This window comes from Nocardioides sp. JS614, from assembly GCF_000015265.1.
Lineage (GTDB): Bacteria > Actinomycetota > Actinomycetes > Propionibacteriales > Nocardioidaceae > Nocardioides.
Window position 1 is genome coordinate 2,967,844 of record NC_008699.1, and the last position, 20,191, is coordinate 2,988,034.

General features: G+C 71.7%; 23 protein-coding genes. 9 read left to right on the top strand and 14 right to left on the bottom strand.

The annotated features are described in order from the left end of the window. Positions 1-2: 2 nt before the first annotated feature. Positions 3-671, top strand: a complete 669-nt coding sequence (locus NOCA_RS15640; RefSeq protein ID WP_011756236.1) for a class I SAM-dependent methyltransferase — start codon at positions 3-5, stop codon at positions 669-671. Here NOCA_RS15640 and NOCA_RS15645 read toward each other — a convergent pair. From NOCA_RS15645 to NOCA_RS15655, 3 genes are read right to left on the bottom strand one after another with little or no spacing between them, the layout of a single operon-like run. Continuing rightward, positions 615-1,769 carry a prenyltransferase gene (locus tag NOCA_RS15645; protein ID WP_011756237.1) on the bottom strand — a complete coding sequence of 385 codons (1,155 nt, stop codon included), beginning with the start codon at positions 1,767-1,769 and terminating at the stop codon, positions 615-617. The two genes, NOCA_RS15640 and NOCA_RS15645, sit on opposite strands and share 57 nt — an antisense overlap. Then, positions 1,762-2,511, bottom strand: a complete 750-nt coding sequence (locus NOCA_RS15650; protein WP_011756238.1) for a class I SAM-dependent methyltransferase — start codon at positions 2,509-2,511, stop codon at positions 1,762-1,764. Before NOCA_RS15650 ends, NOCA_RS15645 begins: the two co-directional genes overlap by 8 nt. Next, positions 2,498-3,763: a glycosyltransferase family 4 protein gene (locus NOCA_RS15655; protein WP_011756239.1), complete on the bottom strand. Its 1,266-nt coding sequence runs from the start codon at positions 3,761-3,763 to the stop codon at positions 2,498-2,500. The genes NOCA_RS15650 and NOCA_RS15655 overlap by 14 nt, the downstream gene beginning before the upstream one ends. A gap of 198 nt (positions 3,764-3,961) precedes the next feature. Here NOCA_RS15655 and NOCA_RS15660 point away from each other — a divergent pair, with 198 nt between their 5' ends. Then, positions 3,962-4,567: a TetR family transcriptional regulator gene (locus NOCA_RS15660; protein WP_011756240.1), complete on the top strand. Its 606-nt coding sequence runs from the start codon at positions 3,962-3,964 to the stop codon at positions 4,565-4,567. A gap of 46 nt (positions 4,568-4,613) precedes the next feature. Continuing rightward, a complete protein-coding gene (locus NOCA_RS15665) occupies positions 4,614-4,832 on the top strand; it encodes a hypothetical protein (RefSeq protein ID WP_041547730.1) in 219 nt (72 codons plus the stop codon). Between the two features lie 14 nt (positions 4,833-4,846). Here the strand turns inward: NOCA_RS15665 and NOCA_RS15670 are convergent, their stop codons facing one another. Beyond that, positions 4,847-6,412 (bottom strand): peptide chain release factor 3, encoded by a 1,566-nt coding sequence (locus NOCA_RS15670; RefSeq protein ID WP_011756242.1) that lies wholly within the window; start codon positions 6,410-6,412, stop codon positions 4,847-4,849. 117 nt (positions 6,413-6,529) lie between these two features. Between NOCA_RS15670 and NOCA_RS15675 the strand changes: the two genes are divergently transcribed. From NOCA_RS15675 to NOCA_RS15685, 3 genes are read left to right on the top strand one after another with little or no spacing between them, the layout of a single operon-like run. Then, entirely contained in the window at positions 6,530-7,339 is an 810-nt protein-coding gene (locus NOCA_RS15675; protein ID WP_011756243.1) for an arsenate reductase/protein-tyrosine-phosphatase family protein, read from the top strand. Then, the gene (locus NOCA_RS15680; RefSeq protein ID WP_011756244.1) at positions 7,332-7,733 is read left to right on the top strand and encodes a VOC family protein; all 402 of its coding nucleotides are present in this window, start codon (positions 7,332-7,334) and stop codon (positions 7,731-7,733) included. Before NOCA_RS15675 ends, NOCA_RS15680 begins: the two co-directional genes overlap by 8 nt. Then, positions 7,730-8,065, top strand: coding sequence for a YnfA family protein (locus tag NOCA_RS15685; RefSeq protein WP_011756245.1), 336 nt, complete (start codon positions 7,730-7,732; stop codon positions 8,063-8,065). Before NOCA_RS15680 ends, NOCA_RS15685 begins: the two co-directional genes overlap by 4 nt. Positions 8,066-8,162: 97 nt before the next feature. Here NOCA_RS15685 and NOCA_RS15690 read toward each other — a convergent pair whose 3' ends face one another. Continuing rightward, on the bottom strand, positions 8,163-11,720 hold the full coding sequence (locus NOCA_RS15690) for an ATP-binding cassette domain-containing protein (RefSeq protein WP_011756246.1): 3,558 nt from the start codon (positions 11,718-11,720) through the stop codon (positions 8,163-8,165). 53 nt (positions 11,721-11,773) lie between these two features. Beyond that, complete coding sequence (locus tag NOCA_RS15695) at positions 11,774-11,995, bottom strand: STAS domain-containing protein (RefSeq protein ID WP_083768171.1); 222 nt, start codon at positions 11,993-11,995, stop codon at positions 11,774-11,776. Between the two features lie 264 nt (positions 11,996-12,259). Here NOCA_RS15695 and NOCA_RS15700 point away from each other — a divergent pair, with 264 nt between their 5' ends. The 3 genes from NOCA_RS15700 (at position 12,260) to NOCA_RS15710 (ending at position 14,147) form a co-directional block, all read left to right on the top strand. Continuing rightward, positions 12,260-12,544 (top strand): hypothetical protein, encoded by a 285-nt coding sequence (locus NOCA_RS15700; protein ID WP_041546584.1) that lies wholly within the window; start codon positions 12,260-12,262, stop codon positions 12,542-12,544. Positions 12,545-12,679: 135 nt separating this feature from the next. Continuing rightward, positions 12,680-13,447: an HNH endonuclease signature motif containing protein gene (locus NOCA_RS25925; RefSeq protein ID WP_011756249.1), complete on the top strand. Its 768-nt coding sequence runs from the start codon at positions 12,680-12,682 to the stop codon at positions 13,445-13,447. Between the two features lie 76 nt (positions 13,448-13,523). Then, positions 13,524-14,147, top strand: coding sequence for a class I SAM-dependent methyltransferase (locus tag NOCA_RS15710; protein WP_011756250.1), 624 nt, complete (start codon positions 13,524-13,526; stop codon positions 14,145-14,147). A 6-nt stretch (positions 14,148-14,153) separates the two neighbouring features. Here the strand turns inward: NOCA_RS15710 and NOCA_RS15715 are convergent, their stop codons facing one another. From NOCA_RS15715 to NOCA_RS15750, 8 genes are all read right to left on the bottom strand, one after another. After that, positions 14,154-15,452, bottom strand: coding sequence for a hypothetical protein (locus NOCA_RS15715; protein ID WP_011756251.1), 1,299 nt, complete (start codon positions 15,450-15,452; stop codon positions 14,154-14,156). Between the two features lie 113 nt (positions 15,453-15,565). Beyond that, on the bottom strand, positions 15,566-16,063 hold the full coding sequence (locus tag NOCA_RS15720) for a pyridoxamine 5'-phosphate oxidase family protein (RefSeq protein ID WP_011756252.1): 498 nt from the start codon (positions 16,061-16,063) through the stop codon (positions 15,566-15,568). Between the two features lie 3 nt (positions 16,064-16,066). Then, positions 16,067-16,822 (bottom strand): glucose 1-dehydrogenase, encoded by a 756-nt coding sequence (locus NOCA_RS15725; RefSeq protein WP_011756253.1) that lies wholly within the window; start codon positions 16,820-16,822, stop codon positions 16,067-16,069. Continuing rightward, the gene (locus tag NOCA_RS15730; protein ID WP_011756254.1) at positions 16,819-17,748 is read right to left on the bottom strand and encodes a 3-oxoacyl-ACP reductase; all 930 of its coding nucleotides are present in this window, start codon (positions 17,746-17,748) and stop codon (positions 16,819-16,821) included. Before NOCA_RS15730 ends, NOCA_RS15725 begins: the two co-directional genes overlap by 4 nt. Before the next feature lie 2 nt (positions 17,749-17,750). Then, positions 17,751-17,942: a ferredoxin gene (locus NOCA_RS15735; RefSeq protein WP_011756255.1), complete on the bottom strand. Its 192-nt coding sequence runs from the start codon at positions 17,940-17,942 to the stop codon at positions 17,751-17,753. A gap of 8 nt (positions 17,943-17,950) precedes the next feature. Then, positions 17,951-18,943 carry an NAD(P)/FAD-dependent oxidoreductase gene (locus NOCA_RS15740; protein WP_011756256.1) on the bottom strand — a complete coding sequence of 331 codons (993 nt, stop codon included), beginning with the start codon at positions 18,941-18,943 and terminating at the stop codon, positions 17,951-17,953. A 63-nt stretch (positions 18,944-19,006) separates the two neighbouring features. Beyond that, on the bottom strand, positions 19,007-19,693 hold the full coding sequence (locus NOCA_RS15745; RefSeq protein ID WP_011756257.1) for a hypothetical protein: 687 nt from the start codon (positions 19,691-19,693) through the stop codon (positions 19,007-19,009). Beyond that, entirely contained in the window at positions 19,693-20,181 is a 489-nt protein-coding gene (locus NOCA_RS15750) for a hypothetical protein (protein WP_049774375.1), read from the bottom strand. Before NOCA_RS15750 ends, NOCA_RS15745 begins: the two co-directional genes overlap by 1 nt. Between the last annotated feature and the right edge of the window lie 10 nt (positions 20,182-20,191).

Sequence of the window (20,191 nt, forward strand, 5' to 3'; positions counted from 1 at the left end):
AGATGCCCGCCGACCTGCTCCCCCACGCGCTCGCGGCCAAGGGGTTCATGCCCGAGGACGAGGGCCTGCTGCTGCACCGGGTGGCGCGCGAGCGGCTGCCGCACGGCCCGGTGCTCGAGGTCGGCACCTACTGCGGCAAGTCGGCGATCTACCTCGGCGCGGCGGCGAGAGAGGTGACCGGCCCGCAGGCCGTGGTCTTCACCGTCGACCACCACCGCGGCTCGGAGGAGAACCAGGCCGGCTGGGAGCACCACGACCCGACGCTCGTCGACGAGGAGTCCGGGCTGATGGACACGCTGCCGGTGTTCCGCCGCACGATCGCCCGGGCCCGGCTCGAGGACCAGGTGGTCGCGGTCGTCGGCCGCAGCACGACCGTGAGCGCCCACTGGCGCACGCCGCTGTCGATGTTGTTCATCGACGGCGGGCACGCCGAGGAGCACGCCCAGAACGACTACGCCGGCTGGGCGCACTGGATCATGCGCGACGGGCTGCTGGTGATCCACGACGTGTTCCCGGACCCCGCCGACGGCGGCCAGCCGCCGTACCACGTCTTCCTCCGCGCGCTCGCGAGCGGCGCCTTCACCGAGGTCGAGGCACTGGGCTCGATGCGGGTGCTACGCCGCACCGCCGGCGAGGCTGGAGCCCCCCTGGATCGACCGAGCGCCGGCTGACGGGCAGCCGCACTCGAGCGCGAGCTCGGTGAAGTGCGGCGCCAGCGAGGTCCCGCGGTAGATGCCGGACCCGGAGGTGCTGTTGCCGGCCACCTCACCGAGCGCGTCGACCGCGAGGATCACCGCGGCCGCCGTGTACGTCGTGCACTCCACCGGCCAGTACACGTCACGCGGCTCGCCCTCGGGGACGACCGTCGACCCGTCGCCGTAGACCCACCCGGTCCAGTACTTGCCGTCCTCGCCGCGCAGGTGCTGGATGTCGCGCAGGAGGGTCAGCGCGCGCCGGTGGTCGCCGAGGCCGTCGAGCGCCATCGCGAGCTCGCAGGTCTCGGCGCCGGTCACCCAGGGATTGGTGTCGACGCAGTGGATCCCCAAGCCCGGGACGACGAACTCGTCCCACCGGCTCTCCAGGAGCTCGAAGGCGTCCCGGCCGCGCACGGCACCGCCGAGCACCGGGTAGTACCAGTCCATCGAGTAGGTCGACTTGTCGGCGAAGAGGTCACGGTGCTCGCGCAGCGCGTGCCCGAGCCGGCCGCCGGCGAGCTCCCACTCGGGCTGGGGGTCGTCGAGCAGGTCGGCGAGCGCCACGCCGGCGCGCAGCGAGTGGTAGATGCTCGAGCAGCCGGCCAGCAGCGCGAAGGACTCGGTGGGGGTCCAGTTGATCCCGCCGAAGGGCTGCTGCTGGGAGACCACCCAGTCGAGCGCGGAGCGCACCGTCGGCCAGTGCTCCTGGACGAAGCGGACGTCGCGGCGCACCAGCCAGTGGTGCCAGACGCCGACGGCCAGGTACGCCGACATGTTGACCTCGCCGCGCGCGTCCTCGACCACGCCGTCGACGATCTTCATCGGCACCGAGCCGTCGGCGCGCTGCACCGTCGGGACCCACGCGTAGGCCCGCTCGGCGGCCTCGACCTGCCCGCCGACCAGCATCGCCATCGCCGCCTCGACGTGGTTCCACACGTCGGTGTGCTCGCCCGTCGTCCACGGCACCGAGCCGCAGTCCTCCTGCATCGCGGCGATCGACGCCGCGGTCTCGGCGACCTGGGCGGCCGTGACGATCCCGTCGACGTACGGGACCCGGGCCAGCGGATCAGTCATCGGCCGGCTTGCGGAAGTAGAGGACCAGGCTCTTGCCGATCAGCGGGTCGAGCACCCGGCCGGCGAGCCGCAGCGCCTTCGGCTGCTTCATGATCTCCCAGACCAGCAGCTTGTGGTACGTCCGGGCGAGGACGTGGTCGTCGTTGGTCACGCCGACGGCGCACTTGATCCACCAGTACGGCGCGTGCAGGCCGTGGGCGTAGTCCTTGCCCTCGAAGATCATCGCGGCACCGGGGCGGCCGTCGTTGGGGCGGCCCGCCTTGGTGACCTTGTCGATCAGCTCGTGGTCGGTGTAGATCCGGATGTGGCCGCCCGGGGCGTTGTGGTAGTCCGCGGAGAGCCGCCAGCTGATCACCTCGGGGAGCCAGCGGGGCACCGAGACGGCCAGCGTGCCGCCGGGGCGCAGCACCCGGACCAGCTCCTTGATCGCGGCCACGTCATCGTGGATGTGCTCGAGCACCTCGGCGGCGACGATCCGGTCGAACTCGCCGTCGGGGAAGGGCAGCTGCAGCGCGTCGCCCTGCTTGATGTCGGCGTTGGCGCCCTCGGGCACCTCGCCGTTCTCCTTCATCGCGCCGAAGATCTCCAGGACCCCGGCCAGCTCGTCGGCATCCATGTCGAAGGCGACGACGTCGGCCCCGCGGCGGTACATCTCGAACGCGTGCCGGCCGCCGCCGGCGCCCATGTCGAGGACGCGCTCCCCCGGCCGCAGGCCGAGCCGGTCGAAGTCAACGGTGAGCACGCGTGGCCTCCTTCTGCTTCTCGGACCGGTAGTCCGCGATCACGTCCTCGTAGGCCGCCGCGACCTGCTGCGCGACCGCCCGCCAGCTGAACAGCTCCTCGACCCGCCGGCGGCCGGCGGCGCCGTACCGCTCCCGGCGCTCGGGGTCGTCGAGCAGGGCGGCGATCGCCGCCGTCAGCTCGCCGACGTCGCCGGGGCTCACCAGGTCCGCGCACAGCCCGTCGGGGCCGACGACCTCGGGGATCGCGCCGGCGCGGGAGACCACCAACGGGGTCGCGCAGGCCATCAGCTCGGCGGTCGGCAGCGAGAATCCCTCGTAGAGCGAGGGCACACAGGCGAGCTCCGCGGAGCCCATCAGCTCGACCAGCTCGGCGTCGCTGACGCCGTGCACGAACCGGACCGCGTCGCCGATCGAGAGCTTGTCGATCAGCCGCTCCGTGCGCCCGCCCGGCGTCGGCTTGGTGACGAGCAGCAGCTCCAGGTCACGCTCGGTGCGCAGCTTGGCGAAGGCCTCGAGCAACGTCGAGATGCCCTTCATCGGCGCGTCCGCGCTCGCCATCGCGAGGATCCGTCCCGGCACCCGCGGCTCGGTGGGAGGCACGAAGCCGTCGTCGACGCCGAGCAGGATCACCTGCATCCGCTCGGGGTCGACCCCGAAGTCCTTGACGATGTCCCGCTTGGAGGTCTCCGAGGGCGTCATGATCCGGCGCGCCTGGCGAGCCACGCGGCCCTGCATCCTCAAGAAGCCGTACCAGCGGCTGAGCGTGAACTTGCGCCACGGGTTGCGGGTGGCGGCCATGTCGATGCGGCGGTCGAAGGTGATCGGGTGGTGCAGCGTGGTGATCAGCGGCAGCCCCATCTTCTCGATCTCGAGCAGGCCGTAGCCGAGCACCTGGTTGTCGTGGACGATGTCGAAGTCCTCGACCCGGTCCCGCAGCGCGCGGGCGGCGCGCAGGCTGAACGTCTTCGGTTCCGGGAAGCCGGCCCCGCACATCGTCGCGAACTCCTCGACGTCGATGCGGTCGCGGAACTCCTTGAGCTTGGGCACCCGGAACGGGTCAGGCTCACGGTAGAGGTCGAGGCTGGGGAGCTTGGTCAGCGCCACGCCTTCGTCCAGCTCGGGGTACGGCTGGCCGGAGAACACCTCGACCGAGTGGCCCAAGTTGGTCAACTCGCGACTGAGGTGCCGGATGTAGATGCCCTGCCCACCGCAGTGGGGCTTGCTCCGGTAGGACAACAGTGCGACCCGCATCCGCACCCTCTCTCTCGGACCTCCGGCGGCCGGAGGAATGGCCGGATGCGTGGGACACGCCGTGCCGGACAAACTGGAACGTGTTCCTATTCTAGGTCACGGATTGATAGCCTAGTCGCTGTTACCAGCGGGTCACGTCGCCGTTCACTAGACTCAGCTGGCCAACGGCGTTCCGACAGCCATCAGAGGGGGGTCCGTGTGAGCAGCGCCAACTCGCTGACGGTCGACGAACTGGGCTCCGCAGCCCAACGCGACCGGCGCAAGCGCATCTTGGACGCGACGATCGCACTCGCGTCCCAGGGCGGCTTCGACGCGGTCCAGATGCGCGCGGTCGCCGAGCAGGCCGATGTGGCCCTCGGCACGCTCTACCGGTACTTCCCCTCGAAGATCCACCTGCTGGTGTCCGCGCTGCAGCGCGAGTTCGAGCGCACCGAGCTGGCGCTCCGCGAGCGTCCCGTCGAGGGTGACACCACCGCCGACCGGGTGATCAACGTGCTCAAGCGCACCACCCGCGGCATGCAGAGCGACCCCAAGCTCACCGAGGCCCTGACCCGCGCCTTCATGTTCGCCGATGCGTCGGTGCAGGCCGAGATCCACCAGGTCGGGATGCTGCTGACCTCGATGCTCACCCGGGTGATGCGTCCCGAGGACCACGACGAGCTCACCGAGGAGGACGTCGCGATCGCCAAGGTGATCGGCGACGTCTGGCTCTCCGCGCTCGTCGGCTGGGTCACCGGCCGCAATTCCGCGGCCGAGACCGGTCAGCAGATCGAGGTCGCGGTCCGCCTGCTGCTGCGCGACTGACACCGCTGCGACGCCACCGCCGGCTCGCAGTGCGATAATCGTCGTGATGACCAATCAAGCACGGGCCCGGCGCCATCTGGCGACCAGCCCCTTCCGACCCGATCCTGAGCCCATCATCCCGGAGTTCGAGGTCGGTGATCTCGTCTCCCACGACGCCCACGGGATGGGGCGAGTCACCCACGTCGACGCCAGCGCCGTGATGGTGGACTTCGGCGCCCAGACCCTCCGGGTGCCGCGCCCCTTCCACAAGATGTCGAAGCTCTAGCGACCGGACCGAGGTCAGCTCCCGCCGGCCGGCAGCGCCTCGAGCAGGACGTCCGGGTTGTCCCGGGCGGTGACGTTCGCGCGCCACTGGTCGACGAACAGCGCCAGGTGGGTGCCGTCGCTGCGCCCGAGCACCTCGACGCCGCGCATCCCGGCCAGGGCCGTGGCGCCCGCCGCATCGGTGCGTCGGGCGACCTGGTAGTCGAGCCGGGAGAACCGGATCGGCGCGTTGAACTCGTTGGTCATCCGGTCCTCGACGACCTCGAACTGCATCGGTCCGACGGCCGCCAGGACCGGGTTCTGGTCACCGCGCAGGTCCGAGCGCAGCACCTGCACGACGCCCTCCTGGTCCAGCTGCTCGATGCCCCGGCGGAACTGCTTGAAGCGGCCGATGTCGCCCGCGCTCGCCGTGACGAAGTGCTCCGGCGCGAAGCTCGGGACGGGTGGGTACTCGACGCGCTCCCCGACGTACACGGTGTCGCCGACGCGCAGCGCCTGGGCGTTGACGAAGCCGATGATGTCGCCGGCCTCGGCGGTCTCGACCGAGGTCGTCTCGCGGCCGAAGACCGACTGCGCGAACTTGGTCGGGAAGGGACGACCGGTGCCTGCGTGGGTCACGACCATGCCGCGCTCGAACGTGCCCGAGACGACCCGGGCGTAGGCGAGCCGGTCGCGGTGGGCGCTGTTCATGCCCGACTGGACCTTGAAGACGAACGCGCTGAAGTCGTCGGTGACCCGGCGCACCGAACCGTCGACCCCCTCCGCGGGCCCGGGGCCCGGGGCGATGTCGAGCAGCAGCTCCAGCAGCTGCGCGACGCCGAAGTTCTGCAGCGCCGAGGCGAAGACCACCGGCGTGGTCTCGCCGGCCAGGAACTTCTGCTGGTCGTGGTCCGCGCCGTCCAGGGTGAGCAGCTCGTGCTCCTCGACCGCGGCCGCCCAGCAGCGCGCGTCGGTCTCCTCGACCTGGTGCGCGGCCAACCGTCGCTCCGGCGCGCGGGTGGCGCCGCCCGCCGTGCGCGTGTACTTCACGAACTCGCCGGTGCGGCGGTCCACGACGCCACGGAAGTCGCCGGCCTCGCCGACGGGCCAGGTGAGCGGCGTGGGGCGGAGCTTGATCCGCTCCTGGATCAGGTCCATCAGCCCCAGCGCCGACAGGCCGGGACGGTCCCACTTGTTGATGACCGTGATCACCGGGATGCCGCGGAGCGCACAGACCTTGAACAGCTTGAGCGTCTGCGGCTCGAGGCCCTTGCCGGCGTCGACCAGCATCACCGCCGAGTCGACCGCGGAGAGCACCCGGTAGGTGTCCTCGGAGAAGTCGCTGTGGCCGGGGGTGTCGACGAGGTTGATCACGTGGTCGCGGAACACGAACTGCAGCGCGGCCGAGGTGATCGAGATGCCGCGCGCCTTCTCCATCGCCATCCAGTCCGAGACCGTGGCCCGCCGTTCCCCCTTGCCGTGGACGGCACCCGCCTCGGTGATCACCCGCGCGTGGAGGGCGAGCGCCTCGGTGAGCGTGGACTTGCCAGCGTCGGGATGGCTGATGACGGCGAACGTACGGCGGGGGCGGGTGTCGGACACTGCCCGGAATCTACCGGCTGGACCGGCGTACTCCCGCTTCGCTGGCGTCCGGGTGGACTCCACCGTTTCGCACCGATGGCCTATCGCATCAATCCGGTTTGACGTACTTTCGGAACCATGACCACGGCCACGGGCACCCTGGCCACCCCGCCTCCGTTCCTCCAGCTGGCCGCCCACCCGGTGCGGTGGCAGCTCCTGGCCGAGCTCGCCCGCAGCGACCGACGGGTGCGCGAGCTCGTCGAGTTGGTCGACCAGCCCCAGAACCTCGTGTCCTACCACCTCCGACGGCTCCGGGAGGGCGGCCTGGTGACGGCCCGGCGCAGCAGCCACGACGGCCGGGACAGCTACTACCACCTGGATCTCGAACGGTGCGCCGACGGCCTGTCGCACGCCGGCGCGGCACTGCACCCCTGGCTCCAGATGGGTCCCCCTCCCCCGGACCGAGCGGTCCGCACCGCGCCGCGAGTCCTGTTCGTGTGCACGGGCAACAGCGCACGCTCGCCGATCGCAGAAGCCCTGCTGCGGCACCACGCCGGCGACCGACTCACGGTCACCAGCGCCGGCACCGCACCCAAGGACCGGATCCACCCCCACGCGGTCCGGGTGCTGCGCGAGCGGTTCGGCGTCGACATCCACGACCAGGCGCCCCGCTCGATCACCGACCTCGCCGGTCGCGGCCGCAGCTTCGACCAGGTCATCACCCTGTGCGACAAGGCCCGCGAGCACCTTCCGGCCCGCATCACCCAGCGACGCACGCACTGGAGCGTTCCCGACCCCGCCGACGTACGCGGCCCCGGGGACTACTCGACGTTCGTGTCGATCTCGACCGACATCGACACGCGGGTCCGACAGCTGCTCCCCACTCTCGGAGCTGCCGCCGTCCCCCCAGCGAGGAAGCCAGCCATTGGAGGTAGGTCCCATGAGTGACGAGGGCAGCTACGGCAGCGTTCGCTACGTCGTCCGCGACGTGCAGGCGGCGGTCGACTTCTACACCACCCATCTCGGCTTCACGGTGCGCAGCCATCCTGCGCCGCCCTTCGCCGACATCACCCGGGGAGCCCTGCGCGTCCTGCTGTCCGGCCCGGCCAGCTCCGGCGCCCGAGCCACCCCGGCCGACGTCGACGGGCCCGGCCGCAACCGCATCCACCTGCTCGTCGACGACCTCGCCGCCGAGGTCGAACGGCTCAGTGCCGCCGGCGTACCGCTGCTCACCGACGTCGTCTCGGGCCCGGGCGGCCAGCAGGTCCTGCTCGCCGACCCCGCCGGCAACCTGGTCGAGCTCTTCGAGCCCGCGGTGGCCCCTGCGAGGATCGGGCCATGACGGTCGCCCGCTCCCTGATCCTGTTCGTCGCAGCAGCGTTGGCCGAGATCGGCGGAGCCTGGCTCGTCTGGCAGGGCGTGCGCGAGCACCGCGGCTGGGTCTATGCAGGGCTGGGCGTCGTGGCGCTCGGCAGCTACGGCTTCGTGGCCACCCTCCAGCCGGACGCGAGCTTCGGCCGCATCCTGGCGGCCTACGGCGGCGTGTTCGTGGCCGGCTCGTTGGCGTGGGGCATGGTCGTCGACGGCTTCCGACCCGACCGCTACGACGTCATCGGCGCCGTCGTGTGCCTCGTCGGGGTGGGCGTCATCATGTACGCCCCGCGCGACGCCTGAGCATCCGGCAGCCTGCACCGGGAGGGCGCCCGGTCCGCGACCGGCGATTCCGCCGCTACCGGGCTGCGGCGACGGTCTGCGACCCGCCGCTGACTGGTCAGCCGGCGAGGCGACTCCAGGTCGAGCCGATCTCGCTCCAGGGGCCGACTGCGGCGACCGCACCGTCGACGAGGACCACGACCCGGTCGGCGCGGGCGAGCGCCGCACGCTTCGAGCTGGCGCCGATCACCGTCGTACGCCGCTCGCGCAGCGCGTCCCAGAGCTCGATCTCGGTGGCGGCGTCGAGCGCGCTGGAGACGTCGTCGGCGAGAAGCAGCTCGGCGTCGGCAGCCAGCGCCCGGGCCAGGGCGAGCCGCTGGACCTGCCCGCCGGAGAGCCGGACGCCGCGGTGGCCGACGAGGGCGTCCTTCCCGCCGGCCTCCTCGATGTCGCGATCCAGCCGCGCAGCGGCGACCGGGTCGTCGAACGCGCGGCGGTGACTCAGCAGGACGTTGTCGGAGAAGCTGCCCGACAGCACCCGCGGCACCTGCGCGACGTGGGCGACCTGGGCCGGCCTGAGGAAGGACTGGGGGTCGGTGACCTCCCGACCGTTCCAGCGCAGCCCGCCGGCGTGTTCGATCAGGCCCGCGAGGGCCGAGAGCAGGCTGGACTTGCCGGAGCCCACCTGCCCGACGAGCAGCACCAGCTCGCCGGCCGTCACGGTGAGGTCCACGTTGGTCACGCCGATCGTGCCGTCGTCGTGGATCGCCGAGAAGCCGGACAGCTCCAGGCGCTCCAGCGGCACCCGCTGGACCGGCTCCGGCTCCGGCGCCTCGCCGGTCACGAGGTCCACGCCCGCCGGCAGGTCCATCAGGTCGGCACCGGCCGCGAATCGGCTCGTCTCCTGCTGCCAGGCACGCGTGCCGGGCGCCTCGGTGACCACCATCCCGGCCACCCGGCCGAACCAATCGAAGCCGCCGACCGCGTTCGCGACGAGCAGGGCGATCGCGAGGCTCCAGCCACCCCGGAAGTAGATCGCCCACGACGCCACGACCCCGCACTGCACCATCACCATCGGCACCCCGTCGAGGACGGCCTGCACCCGGTGCTCCTTCACCGCCGCGCTGACGCGGCCGGAGTCGACGTGGCGCAGGTGGGCGTGGATCTCGGGGATGGCGGCGGCCAGCTTGACGGTGCGCACCGAGTCGAGCGCCGAGACGAGCGCGCGCCCGAAGCCCGCCCGGGCCGTGGACGACGCGGCCGCCGACCGGCCGGCGATCGGCCGGCCCAGCGTCGAGGCGAGTGCCGAGGTGACCATCACGGCGAGCAGCACGGCGCCGGCCATCCAGGTGCCGGCGAGCACCGCGGTGAAGCTGGCGATGAGCAGCCCGTTGATGAAGTCGACCCAACGGTCGGCGTAGCGCGCGTAGCGGTCGGCGTCCATCGACCGGGCCACCACCTCGCCGGCCGGCGTCCGGGCGAGCCGGCGCTCCCGGGTCTGGCCGTGCAGCACCGACATCCGGGCGCGGAGCATGACCTCGATCCACCACCGCGGGTAGCGCCAGAAGGCGTTGGCCAGCATGACGGGCGCGGCGAGCAGGCTCACCACGACCGCCCCGGTCAGCCAGACGGGGCTCCCACCCTGGCGCAGGTCCTCGACGACCCGGCCCCAGAGCAGCCCGGTGACGGCACCCTGGGCACCGGTGAGCGCGGCGAGCAGGAACAGCAGCGCCCCCAGGACGCCCCAGGCCGGGCGGATGGCGAGCGCGTGCGCGGTCCCGCGCGCCAGCGACGGGCCGGTGCCGACGTCGTCGAGCTCCGGGGGCGGCCCGGAGCGCCGGCGTACGCCGACTCCGCTGGGAGCACCCGCCGAGAGCGCGGCCGCGGTCGCGCCCCTGGCGTCGAGCCCCTCCCCTGCGGGCAGGTCGTGGCCGTGGTCGGTGCGGCTGGCGGCCAGCAGGTCGCGGAACGGCCCCGGAGCCACGGCGAGGGCGGCCCGGGCACCCTGCTGGACGACGCGTCCACGCTCGAGGACGGCGACCAGGGGGGCGCGCTCGATCGTGGACAGCCGGTGGGCGACGAGGATGCCGGTCCGGTCCGCCAGCAGCCGGTCGGCTGCGGCGACCACCCGGCGCTCCGTGAGTGGGTCCATCCGCGCGGTGGCCTCGTCGAGCACGACCACACGGACGTCACGCACCAGCAGGCGGGCGAACGCGACGAGCTGCTCCTCCCCCGCCGAGAGCGAGGTGCCGCCGGGGCCGAGGACGGTGTCGAGGCCGTCCGGCAGGCCGGCGACCCAGCCCCCCAGGCCCAGCTCGTCGACCGCCGCCTCCACGATGCCGCGCGGGACCTCGGCGAACAGGGCGATGTTCTCGGCGAGGGTGCCCGCGAGGATCTCGGTCCGCTGGGTGACCACGCCGACCGAGCGGCGCAGCCGCTGGAGGTCCAGGTCCCGCACGTCGGCGCCGCCGAGGAACACCGAGCCGCGCGGCGGCTCCATGGCGCGCGACACGAGCGCGGCCAGGGTCGACTTCCCGGATCCGGTGCGACCGACCAGGGCGATGGTCTGGCCCGCGGGGACCCGCAGGTCGATGCCCTGCAGCGCGAACGCCCCCTCGACGTAGGAGAAGTCGAGGCCACGCAGCTCCAGGTCGAGGGGCCCCTCTGGCAGCGAGCTCCCACCCTCCGGCTCGGGCGGGACGGCCAGCATCTGGCGCAGCCGGATGACGGCGCCGAGGCCGGCCTGCAGGTCCGGCAGGTGGTTGGCCGCCATCGCGATCTGGCCGACGAAGGTCGACGTGACCAGGAAGAGCGTCACCACCTCGGCGACGGACAGGCTGCCGCCGGAGGTGAGGGCGACCCCGGCGACGGCGATGCCGGCCAGCAGGGCGTGGAGCAGGACGCCCGCGCGGCGTACCAGGCGGCTCTCGATGTCGAGGACGGCCCGGAACTTGGCGTGCACGTCCGCGGAGAGCCGCGCCACCCGGCGCAGCACGTGGGCCTGGCCGAGGCTGGTGCGCAGGTCGTCGCGACCGGCGATCCCCTCCTCGAGGGCGGCGGCGTGATCGGTCCAGGCCATCTCCTCGACGACCTTGCGCCGTGAGATCTCGCCGAGCAGCGACCGGATGGCCAGCCAGGTGATGCCGGCGAGCACGGGGAAAAGGATGAACGACGGCCACCAGGTGATGCCCGCGACGACCCACATCGGGAGCGCGCCGAAGAGGGTGCGGGCGAGCATCCAGATCTGCCACCGGACCAGGTTGCCGACCTCGTGGGTGTCGTCGTCGATCCGGTCGAGCACCTCCCCGACCGCCTGCTCGCTCAGCGCGGGCAGGGGCTGGCTCAGCGCCGCACGGAGCAGGTCCTCACGGAGCCGGCCCTCGGCGCGGTCCGAGCAGCCGACCCAGGCGACCTTCCCGGTGGTGTCGACGATGGCCGCACCGATGACGCAGAGCGCGAGCAGCCAGACCAGGCCGCGAGTCGGGTCCTCGGCGAGACGTCCGGCCACGACCGTGCCCAGCGTCATCCCGACCGCGGCCACCGCCGAGGCAGTCAGCGCGGTGATCGCCACCGGGCTCTTCAACCGGCGCGCGTCGATCCTCCGGGACGGGTCGACCGCGGGAGGGGCCAAGGGCTGCTGGTCCGGTGTGGCGGGGGCGGTCGTGGTCGTGGTCATCGCACGACCACGCTATGCGGAACCGCCGACGTTCTCCCCTGGTTTTTCCTGCGTCAGGCCGGCTCTAGGAGCCGCGTCACACCCCCGAGGTCGAACACCCGGCGGGCCGGCGGACTCGGCTGCACCACCCGGATCACCTGGCCACGGAGGGCGGCCAGCTGCCGCGCGGCGACGAGCACCGCGATGCCGCGCGCCGACATGAACGTGGTGTCCGCCAGGTCGACCTCGATCACAGGATGGCCGTCGGCGATCAGGCGCCACAGCTTGCCGGCCAGGTCCGGCGCGGTTCACGAGGTCGACGTCCCCGCGGACTCGCACGATCGGGTGGCCGTCGACCCGGTCGATCCTGTCGACGCTCGAGAGTTTCATCTTCACCATCGCCTTCCGGCATGGACGCTCCACCAAGAACGGTGACGCCATGGATGGCGAGACTCGAGGGATCCTCAGTGCTCCCGACACTACGTCGGTGTCGCACGGACCGACACACCCGCACAGGTGTGCTCACAGTCGCCGGAGGCTGGGTGACTAGCGTGACGCGCATGTCCACCAAGTCAGAACGGCGGGCGGCGCACGAATCTGTCGCGGCCTACCATCAGGCCCGCCTGGCCGAGCTCGTCGAGCGGGTCGGCGACGGCATCGATCGGTTCCGCGCCGGCGAACTCGAGGCGTTCGAAGTCGACGAGGTCATCTTCCAGTACAGCCGCGCCGCCAAGGAACTCTGGAAGTTCTGCAACTACTTGAACGTGGAGATAGCCGCACGGATCATTGCCGACGACCCACCGAACGACTGGTGGGAACGAGGTGCCCCGAGACGGCGCGACTGAGACGCTGACGACGGCCCGCGAAGACCGGGCCCCGGGCTGCGGCGGGCGGGTGGTGGCGGTTGACGGCAGCTACGGGGACGGCGGGCGCTGGGTCGCCGTCTGCTCCCGGGTCACTGACCGATACCCCAGACCCTCTTGACCCGGCTCGGCAAACACCTCTACGAAGTCATCGCCCCCGAGGAGGCCGACGCCCACGAAGCCGCCCTCCTCGAGAAGGAGGAAGCCGCCGCGGCCCGCGCCTGCCACCTGACCATGGTCGACGACGGACACGGCAAGACCCGCGGGGTCTTCACGATCCCGACCCTCCACGGCGCCGCGCTGCGCAAGATGCTGCACGCCCTGGCCGCCCCCAAACACCTCGCCGCCACCCAAGGAGCAGGAGCCGAACGCCGACCCACCCCCGAAGCCCTGGGCCAGGCCCTGCGCGAGCTCCTCGAGCGCTACCCCGCCCACCAGCTCCCCCACACCGGCGGCATCAGCGCCACCATGGTCGTACTCCTCGACCTCGACACCCTCCTCGGCCGGCTGGAGAAAGCCGGGATCCTCGAGACCGGGGACAAGATCTCCCCCACCCAAGCCCGCCGCCTCGCCTGCGAAGCAGGCATCATCCCCGCCGTCCTCGACGGCAACTCCCAACCCCTCGACCTCGGCCGCAAGCGCCGCCTGTTCACCGACTACCAGCGGATCGCGCTGCTCGTCCGCGACCACGGCTGCCGCGCCGACGGCTGCGACCGCACCACCGGACTCCACGCCCACCACAAGACCCGCTGGACCGACGGCGGCCCCACCGACCTCGCCAACGCCATCACCCTGTGCCCCTGGCACCACGCACGAGCCCACGACGACTCCTACCGCACCACCCACCACCCCAACGGCACCATCACCTACCACCGACGCACGTAGACCGACCCGGTATGACTCCCTTACCGTCTGCCCCGGCTGGGTCAAGCCCATCACAGCCCGGACTAGGGTCGAGCACGTGCACGAACACCAGGGATTCGACGACCGGGCAGCGACGTGGGACGACGACCCGGACCACGAGAGGCGGCAGGTGGCGGTGGCCAGGGCCATCGAGGAGGCCGTGAGCCTGGATCCTCGGATGAGCGCGGTCGACATCGGCGGTGGCACCGGGCGGCTGAGCATCCTGCTTGCCGATCGGGTCGGTTCGGTGGTGGTGACCGACCCCTCCGCTGGCATGGTGCGGGTCGCACGGGAGCGGATCGCGGCGGCAGGTCTCGGTGACCGCCTGCGCGCGGTCCAGGCAGACCTGACGGTCGACCGGATCGAGGGGACCTACGACGTGGTGTGGAGCTCCATGGCCCTGCACCACGTCCGGGACCTCGATCGGCTGCTGCGGTCCGTGGCGGAGCTCTTGGTCGAGGGTGGCCGGCTCGCCATCGCAGACCTCGAGAAGGACGCCGACGGCGCCTTCCACGCCGACCGGGTCGACTTCGACGGGCACCACGGCTTCGACCGGGGCGACCTTGCCGAGCGGCTGGCCCGCGCCGGCTTCGCCGACGTCAGCTTCCTCGACGCCACGACCATCCTCAAGGATGACCGCGAGTTCGGTCTGTTCCTGTGCACGGCCACCAAAGGTCCGTGAGCCGGGCTACCCGGGGAAGACGCCGCAGCCGGGCGGGTACGACGCGTAGTAGGACTGGTCGAACAGCTTGACCGTGCCGAGCGCCGCTGAGAGGCCGAAGAACTCGGCGGTGGCTCCTGCGGTGCTCAGGATCTGGTACTTGCGGGTGTCGCAGCCGGCGCCGTACGTCGCGATGCCGGTCTGGCCGACCAGGGTGACGTGGCCGGCGATGTTGAGGCCCTTGGTGCCCATGCCGAGCTCGAGCTGTGGGAGCTGGGCGCCGAAGACGAAGCTGATCGGTCCCGTGGCGACGGCCTCCGCGGCGCCGAGGATGATCTTGCCGAGCCCCTCGAGGACGCCCTGGCTGGTGGTGGCACCGCTGTTGGACAGGCTGAAGCCGCTGTTCCCGTCGTACTCGAGCGTGTAGCTCCCGGCGAGCTCCTGGTCGAAGCCGGAGAACCCGGCGCTGGCGAAGAACGCCACCTTGATGCCGACGTAGAAGGGGACCGCGCCGACCATGAACGGGACGGCGACCTCGACCGGCAGCGTGACCTTGATGCCGCCGGCCTGGCCGAGCCCGAACGCAGAGATCGGCTTCGCCGTGTAGCCGAGCTCGAACTTCCCCTTGACGTTGTTCGCGGCCCACTGGGCGCTGCCGAGCTTGCCCTTGTCGATGTCGATCGCGCCGGCCGTCCGCAGGTTGGTGAGGCTGCCGGTGATGCTGACCTCGAGCTCGATCGGCTTCTCGCGGGTGATTGCGATCTTCACCGCCATCGCGGTCTTCGACGGCGTGAAGGTCGCGGACCAGCCGTAGCCCTCGATCTGGCCGCTGAGGGTGAAGCTGCCGTCGGCCGCGCGGGCACCCGGCCGCAGCGGAACCCCGGCTCCGCTCACCGGGAACGCCTTGGCCCAGTTCAGCGCCGAGTCCCAGGCGAGCGTGCCGTCGGCCACGAAGTCGGTCAGCGACGCGTCGGTGGTCTTCACGACCAGGCGGGTCCGGACGATCTTCACGGACAAGACGTTGCGCACGGCCACCCGCTCGAGCAGCATGACCGAGCCCTTCTGCAGCTTCCGCAGGGCCTGGGTGCGCTTCTTGAACGTGTACGTCGCACCGTCCTTCGAGACCCGCATCAGCTGGTCGCGCACGAGCGCCGCGGGCACGACCACGGTGTTCGGCGTGTAGGTGACGGCGCCGGCCTTCCCAGGCGTCGCGGACGCCGGAGCCGCGGTGGCGGGGGCGGGTCCCCCAGCCGCCCCGACGCCGGAGAGCGCCAGGCTGAGAGCGGCGACCGCAGCCGCCAGGATCCGTCGGGACGAGCGCGCCATGGCACACCTCCGCAGAGATCGGAGCCCCGAGACGAGTTGCCGTCAGGCTATGCCCGGCGCCGCCGCGGGGTCCGGGAGTACGGCGTGACGTTGCCGACACCCGTCACCGGCCGCTACTCCAGGTATGCCGCGGTGCTGCCGCCGAGCTCCATGGCCGGCAGCCCGAGCTTGCGGTGGTCCCACGAGCGGACCCGCTGCGGGTCCAGCCGGACGACGACGCGGTTGTGGGCCATGAACTCCACGAACGGCTTCATCTCCTCGGAGTACGGGCCGTTGTAGCGCTCGAAGATGTTCACGCACACGTCCCAGACGACCGACTCGTCCTCGATCACCTCGGCGGTGCCCTCGATCGCGACGCCGCGGAGCTGGTCGTAGGTGTGGCCGGCTTCGACCAGGAAGCTGCAGCGCGGGTCGCGGCGCAGGTTCACGGTCTTCTGTGCCTTGCGCTTGGTCTCGAACCAGATGTGGTCGTCGTGGACGGCGTACCACATGCCGACCAGGTGGATCTGGCCCTGTGGACCGAACGTGCCGAGCGTGCACGAGCGCTGCTGGTGGAGGAACTCGACCTGCTCGTCGTGACTCATCACGACCTGGGCGCGCTGGTTGGCCACGCCTCAGCCGCCGAAGGCGTGGGTCGCCGTGACGCCGCCGTCGATCGCGATCTCGGCGCCGTTGACGTACGCCGACTCGTCGCTGGCGAGGTAGACGTACAGCGGCGCGATGTCGTCCGGGTACCCGACCCGGCGCAGCGGGACCTTGGCGGCGCCGTACTCCATCGCGGCGTCGCCGCCGTGCACGCGGGTCATCGGGGTGTCGATCATGCCGGGGTGCACCGAGTTGACGCGGATGCCCTGGGGGCCGAGCTCCATCGCGGCGCACTTGGTCATCCCGCGGATCGCCCACTTGGTCGCGGCGTACGCCGTGCAGCCGGCCATGCCGGCCAGGCCCTCGACCGAGGAGGCGTTGATGATCGAGCCGCCGCCGTGCTCCCGCATCGTGCGGCTGACGGCGTTCATGCCGAGGAAGCAGCCGAGCTGGTTGACCCGCCAGAGCAGCTCGACCTCGTCGACCGGCATCTTCTCGATCTCGCCGAACCGCAGGATGCCGGCGTTGTTGGCCAGCACGTTGACCGGGCCGAACCGCTGGCCGGTGTCCTCGACCAGCGCGGTCCAGGAGGCCTGGTCGCTGACGTCGTGGTCGATGAAGTGGGCGGTGTCGCCCAGCTCGGCGGCGAGCTCCTGGCCCTGCTCCTTGGCGATGTCGGCGATCACCACGCGGGCGCCCTCGGCCACGAAGGCGCGGCTGATGCCGGCCCCCTGGCCCTGCGCACCGCCGGTCACGATCGCGACCTTCCCCTGCAGCCGGTTCATGCCCGCACCTCCTGGGCCTCGACGGGCTCGGCCAGCGAGAGGCGCATGATCGAGTCGGCGGCGAAGCCGACGGAGGGGTCCCGGTCCTCGAAGTAGCCACCGAGCTGCCGGTCGAGGTCGTCCAGGGTCCACAGCGAGCCGGACTTGTCGAAGCGCTGCTCGACCACCGGGGCGGCGACCAGCGCGACCATGCCGCCGTACACGACGAAGACCTGGCCGGTGATGTGCGCGGCCGCCGGCGAGGAGAGGTAGGCGACGACGGGCGCGACGTGCTCGGGCGAGTACGGGTCGACCTCGAGCCCCGAGTCGTCCGCGCCGAACACGTCGGCGGTCATCGCGGTCCGCGCCCGGGGGCAGATCGCGTTCGCGCGCACGCCGCTGCTGGCCAGCGCCCGCGCGGTCGAGACGGTGAGCGCGGCGATCCCGGCCTTCGCAGCGCCGTAGTTGGCCTGTCCGGGCGGCCCGGAGAGGAACGCCTCGGACGCGGTGTTGACCACGCTCGCGCCGACCGGCGCGCCGGTCTCCTTGGCCTTGGCCCGCCAGTACGCCGCGGCGTTGCGGGACAGCAGGAAGTGACCGCGCAGGTGGATGTGGATCACCTGGTCCCACTCCTCGTCGGACATGTTGAACAGCATCCGGTCGCGCGTCACGCCGGCGTTGTTCACGACGATGTCCAGGGCGCCGAAGCCGTCGACGGCCGCGGCGACCATCGCGTCGGCGCTGGCGCGCTCCCCCACGTCGCCGGCGACGACCGTCGCCTCGCCGCCGCGGGACCGGATCTCCTCGGCCGCCTCGTCGGCGCCGCCGGGCAGGTCGTTGAGCACGACGCGGGCACCGGCGTCGGCGAGCGCGAGGGCCTCGGCGCGGCCCAGGCCGGCACCGGCCCCGGTGACGATCGCCACCCGGCCGTCGAGAGAGGGGGTCACGCTCAGTCCTCCAGGGAGAGCGCGGCGCGCGGGCAGGCGGCCACCGCCCGCTTGACGGCGTCGATGTTCTCCGGCGTGGTCTGGTCGGTCTTGAGCTGGAGGTAGTCGTCGTCGTCAAGCTCGAACACGTCGGGAGCGAGCGCCTCGCACAGGGCGTTGGACTCGCACAGGTCGTAGTCGACCCTGATCTTCATCGCGGCACCTAGCTTCCTTCACTGGAGTGGCCGGGGAACACGTGGGCGCTGGGGTCGATCACCACGGCGGCGTTGTTGACGGCGGTCGCCGCCTCCCCGAAGCCGACGGCGATCAGCCGCACCTTGCCGGGGTACTCGGTGATGTCGCCGGCCGCGAAGACCCGCGCCAGGTTGGTGCGCATGGAGGAGTCGACGACCAGGTGCCGCTTCTCGACGTCGAGGCCCCACTGCTGCAGCGGGCCGAGGTCGGCGACGAACCCGAGCGCCGCGACGATCGCCTGGGCCGGGCGCTCGGTCGACTCCCCGTCGACGGTGATCTCGATCGACTCCACGACGCCGTTGCCGCGGATCGCGGAGACCTCCGCGCGGGTCACGATCTGCACCGACGAGGCCTGCACCGCCTCGACGGTGCGCTGGTGGGCGCGGAAGCCGTCGCGGCGGTGGACCAGCGTGACCGAGCGGGCCACCGGCTCCAGGTGCAGCGCCCAGTCGAAGGCGCTGTCGCCGCCCCCGACGATCACCACGTCCTTGCCGGCGTACGGCGCGAAGCTCGGCACGAAGAACTCCAGGCCGCGTCCCAGCCACCCGTCGCCGGCGGGCAGCGGGCGGGGGCTGAACTTGCCGATGCCGGCCGTGATCAGCACCGCCTTGGCGCGCACCTCGGTCCCGTCGTCGAGGCCGACGACGACCGCACCGTTCTCAGCGTCGTCGTCCTCGTGCAGCGTGGTCGCGGTCCGGTCGAGAAGGTACGTCGGGTCCGCGGTCGCGGCCTGCGCGACCAGGCCCTCGACCAGGTCACGGCCCTTGACCGAGGGGAACCCGGCCACGTCGAGGATCTGCTTCTCGGGGTACATCGCGGTGATCTGGCCGCCGAGCTCGGGCAGTGAGTCGACCACCGCCACCCGGAAGCCGCGGAACCCGGCGTAGTAGGTCGCGAAGAGACCGGTCGGACCGGCCCCGATCACGAGGAGGTCGACGTCGATGGCGTTGTCTGTAGGCACGCGGCGATCCTTCTCCTCTCGGGGGCGCAGCTCAACTATAACCTGTTCTAGTTTTGCGCGAGCCTACTGGGTCTCGATGTCGGACACCAGCCAGCCCTGGTCGGTGTGCACCACCGTCACCAGGGCGCGGTACTGCCGGTAGTCGGTGCGCGGCCGGCCCTTCTCGGTCTTCTCGACGTACTGGTCGAGGAACAGCAGCGCCTGGACCTGGGCCGGTGAGGCCCGCACGACCCCCTGGGCGACCGCCTCGACCTGGAGCTTGGTCCGGGCGGCGAGGAACCTGTCCCGGATGCCGGCCGAGGTCTGCCGGTACTGCTCGGCGAAGGTGTCGGTCATCTCCGCGGTGGCCTGGTCCACCTGCTCGTCGTAGTTCTCGTAGCTGGTCGAGAGGATCTGCTCGGTGGAGCGCGCCGCGGCCTCCACGGCCGCGCGGTGGGTCAGCTCGCCGGTGACCACCGGGCGGGCGGACGAGACGGTCGGCGTGGCGTCCCGGGTGAGGAAGATCACCTCGCTGACCGCGCCGAGCAGCAGCACCAGGACGGCGAGGAGCAGCGCGATCGTCGTACGCCGGCCGCCGATCCCGGCGAGATCCGGCCGGCGCGGTCGGCGCGGTCGGCGCCCTGCCTCGGCTTGCGGGGTCTCGACGGGCTCGACCACCGGGACCGTCGGACCGACCTGGCCGGCGACCTTGCGCGGGCGGCCGGTCGGGTTGCGGGAGCCGACGACCGGACGGCGGGGCTTGTCGCTCATCAACCCACGAACTCCAGGTCGGCGGTCTTCCAGTCCCCGTCGACGCGGAGCAGGTCGAGCTTGAGTCGGAAGTACCGGGCGACCGGCCGGTTGTCGGTCGACACGTTGGCGACCGTCCCGGTGGTGGCGGCGATGACCGTGGCGCTGTCGGAGTCGACGGTCACGACGCCGGCCCAGAGCACCTTGCCGTCCATCACGGACTTGTTGCGCTGGAGCACCTCGATCACGCTCTTGGTCGAGGTGTCGTACTGCTTGGCGAAGTCGCCGGTGGCTCCAGCCGCGACGGCGTCGATGCTCTCCTGGGCGCGCTGGTAGTCGATGTTGATGAACGCCTCCACCTCGGTGCGGGCGGCCGCGAGCACGTCGCCGTACCGCTCCTGCTCGACGGTGGCGCGGCCCCGATCGTCGTGCTCCTGGACGACCAGGACTCCTCCGAAGACGGTCGCGCAGGCCAGGAGCAGCGCGACCACGTAGAGGGCGATGTTCAACGAGGGATGC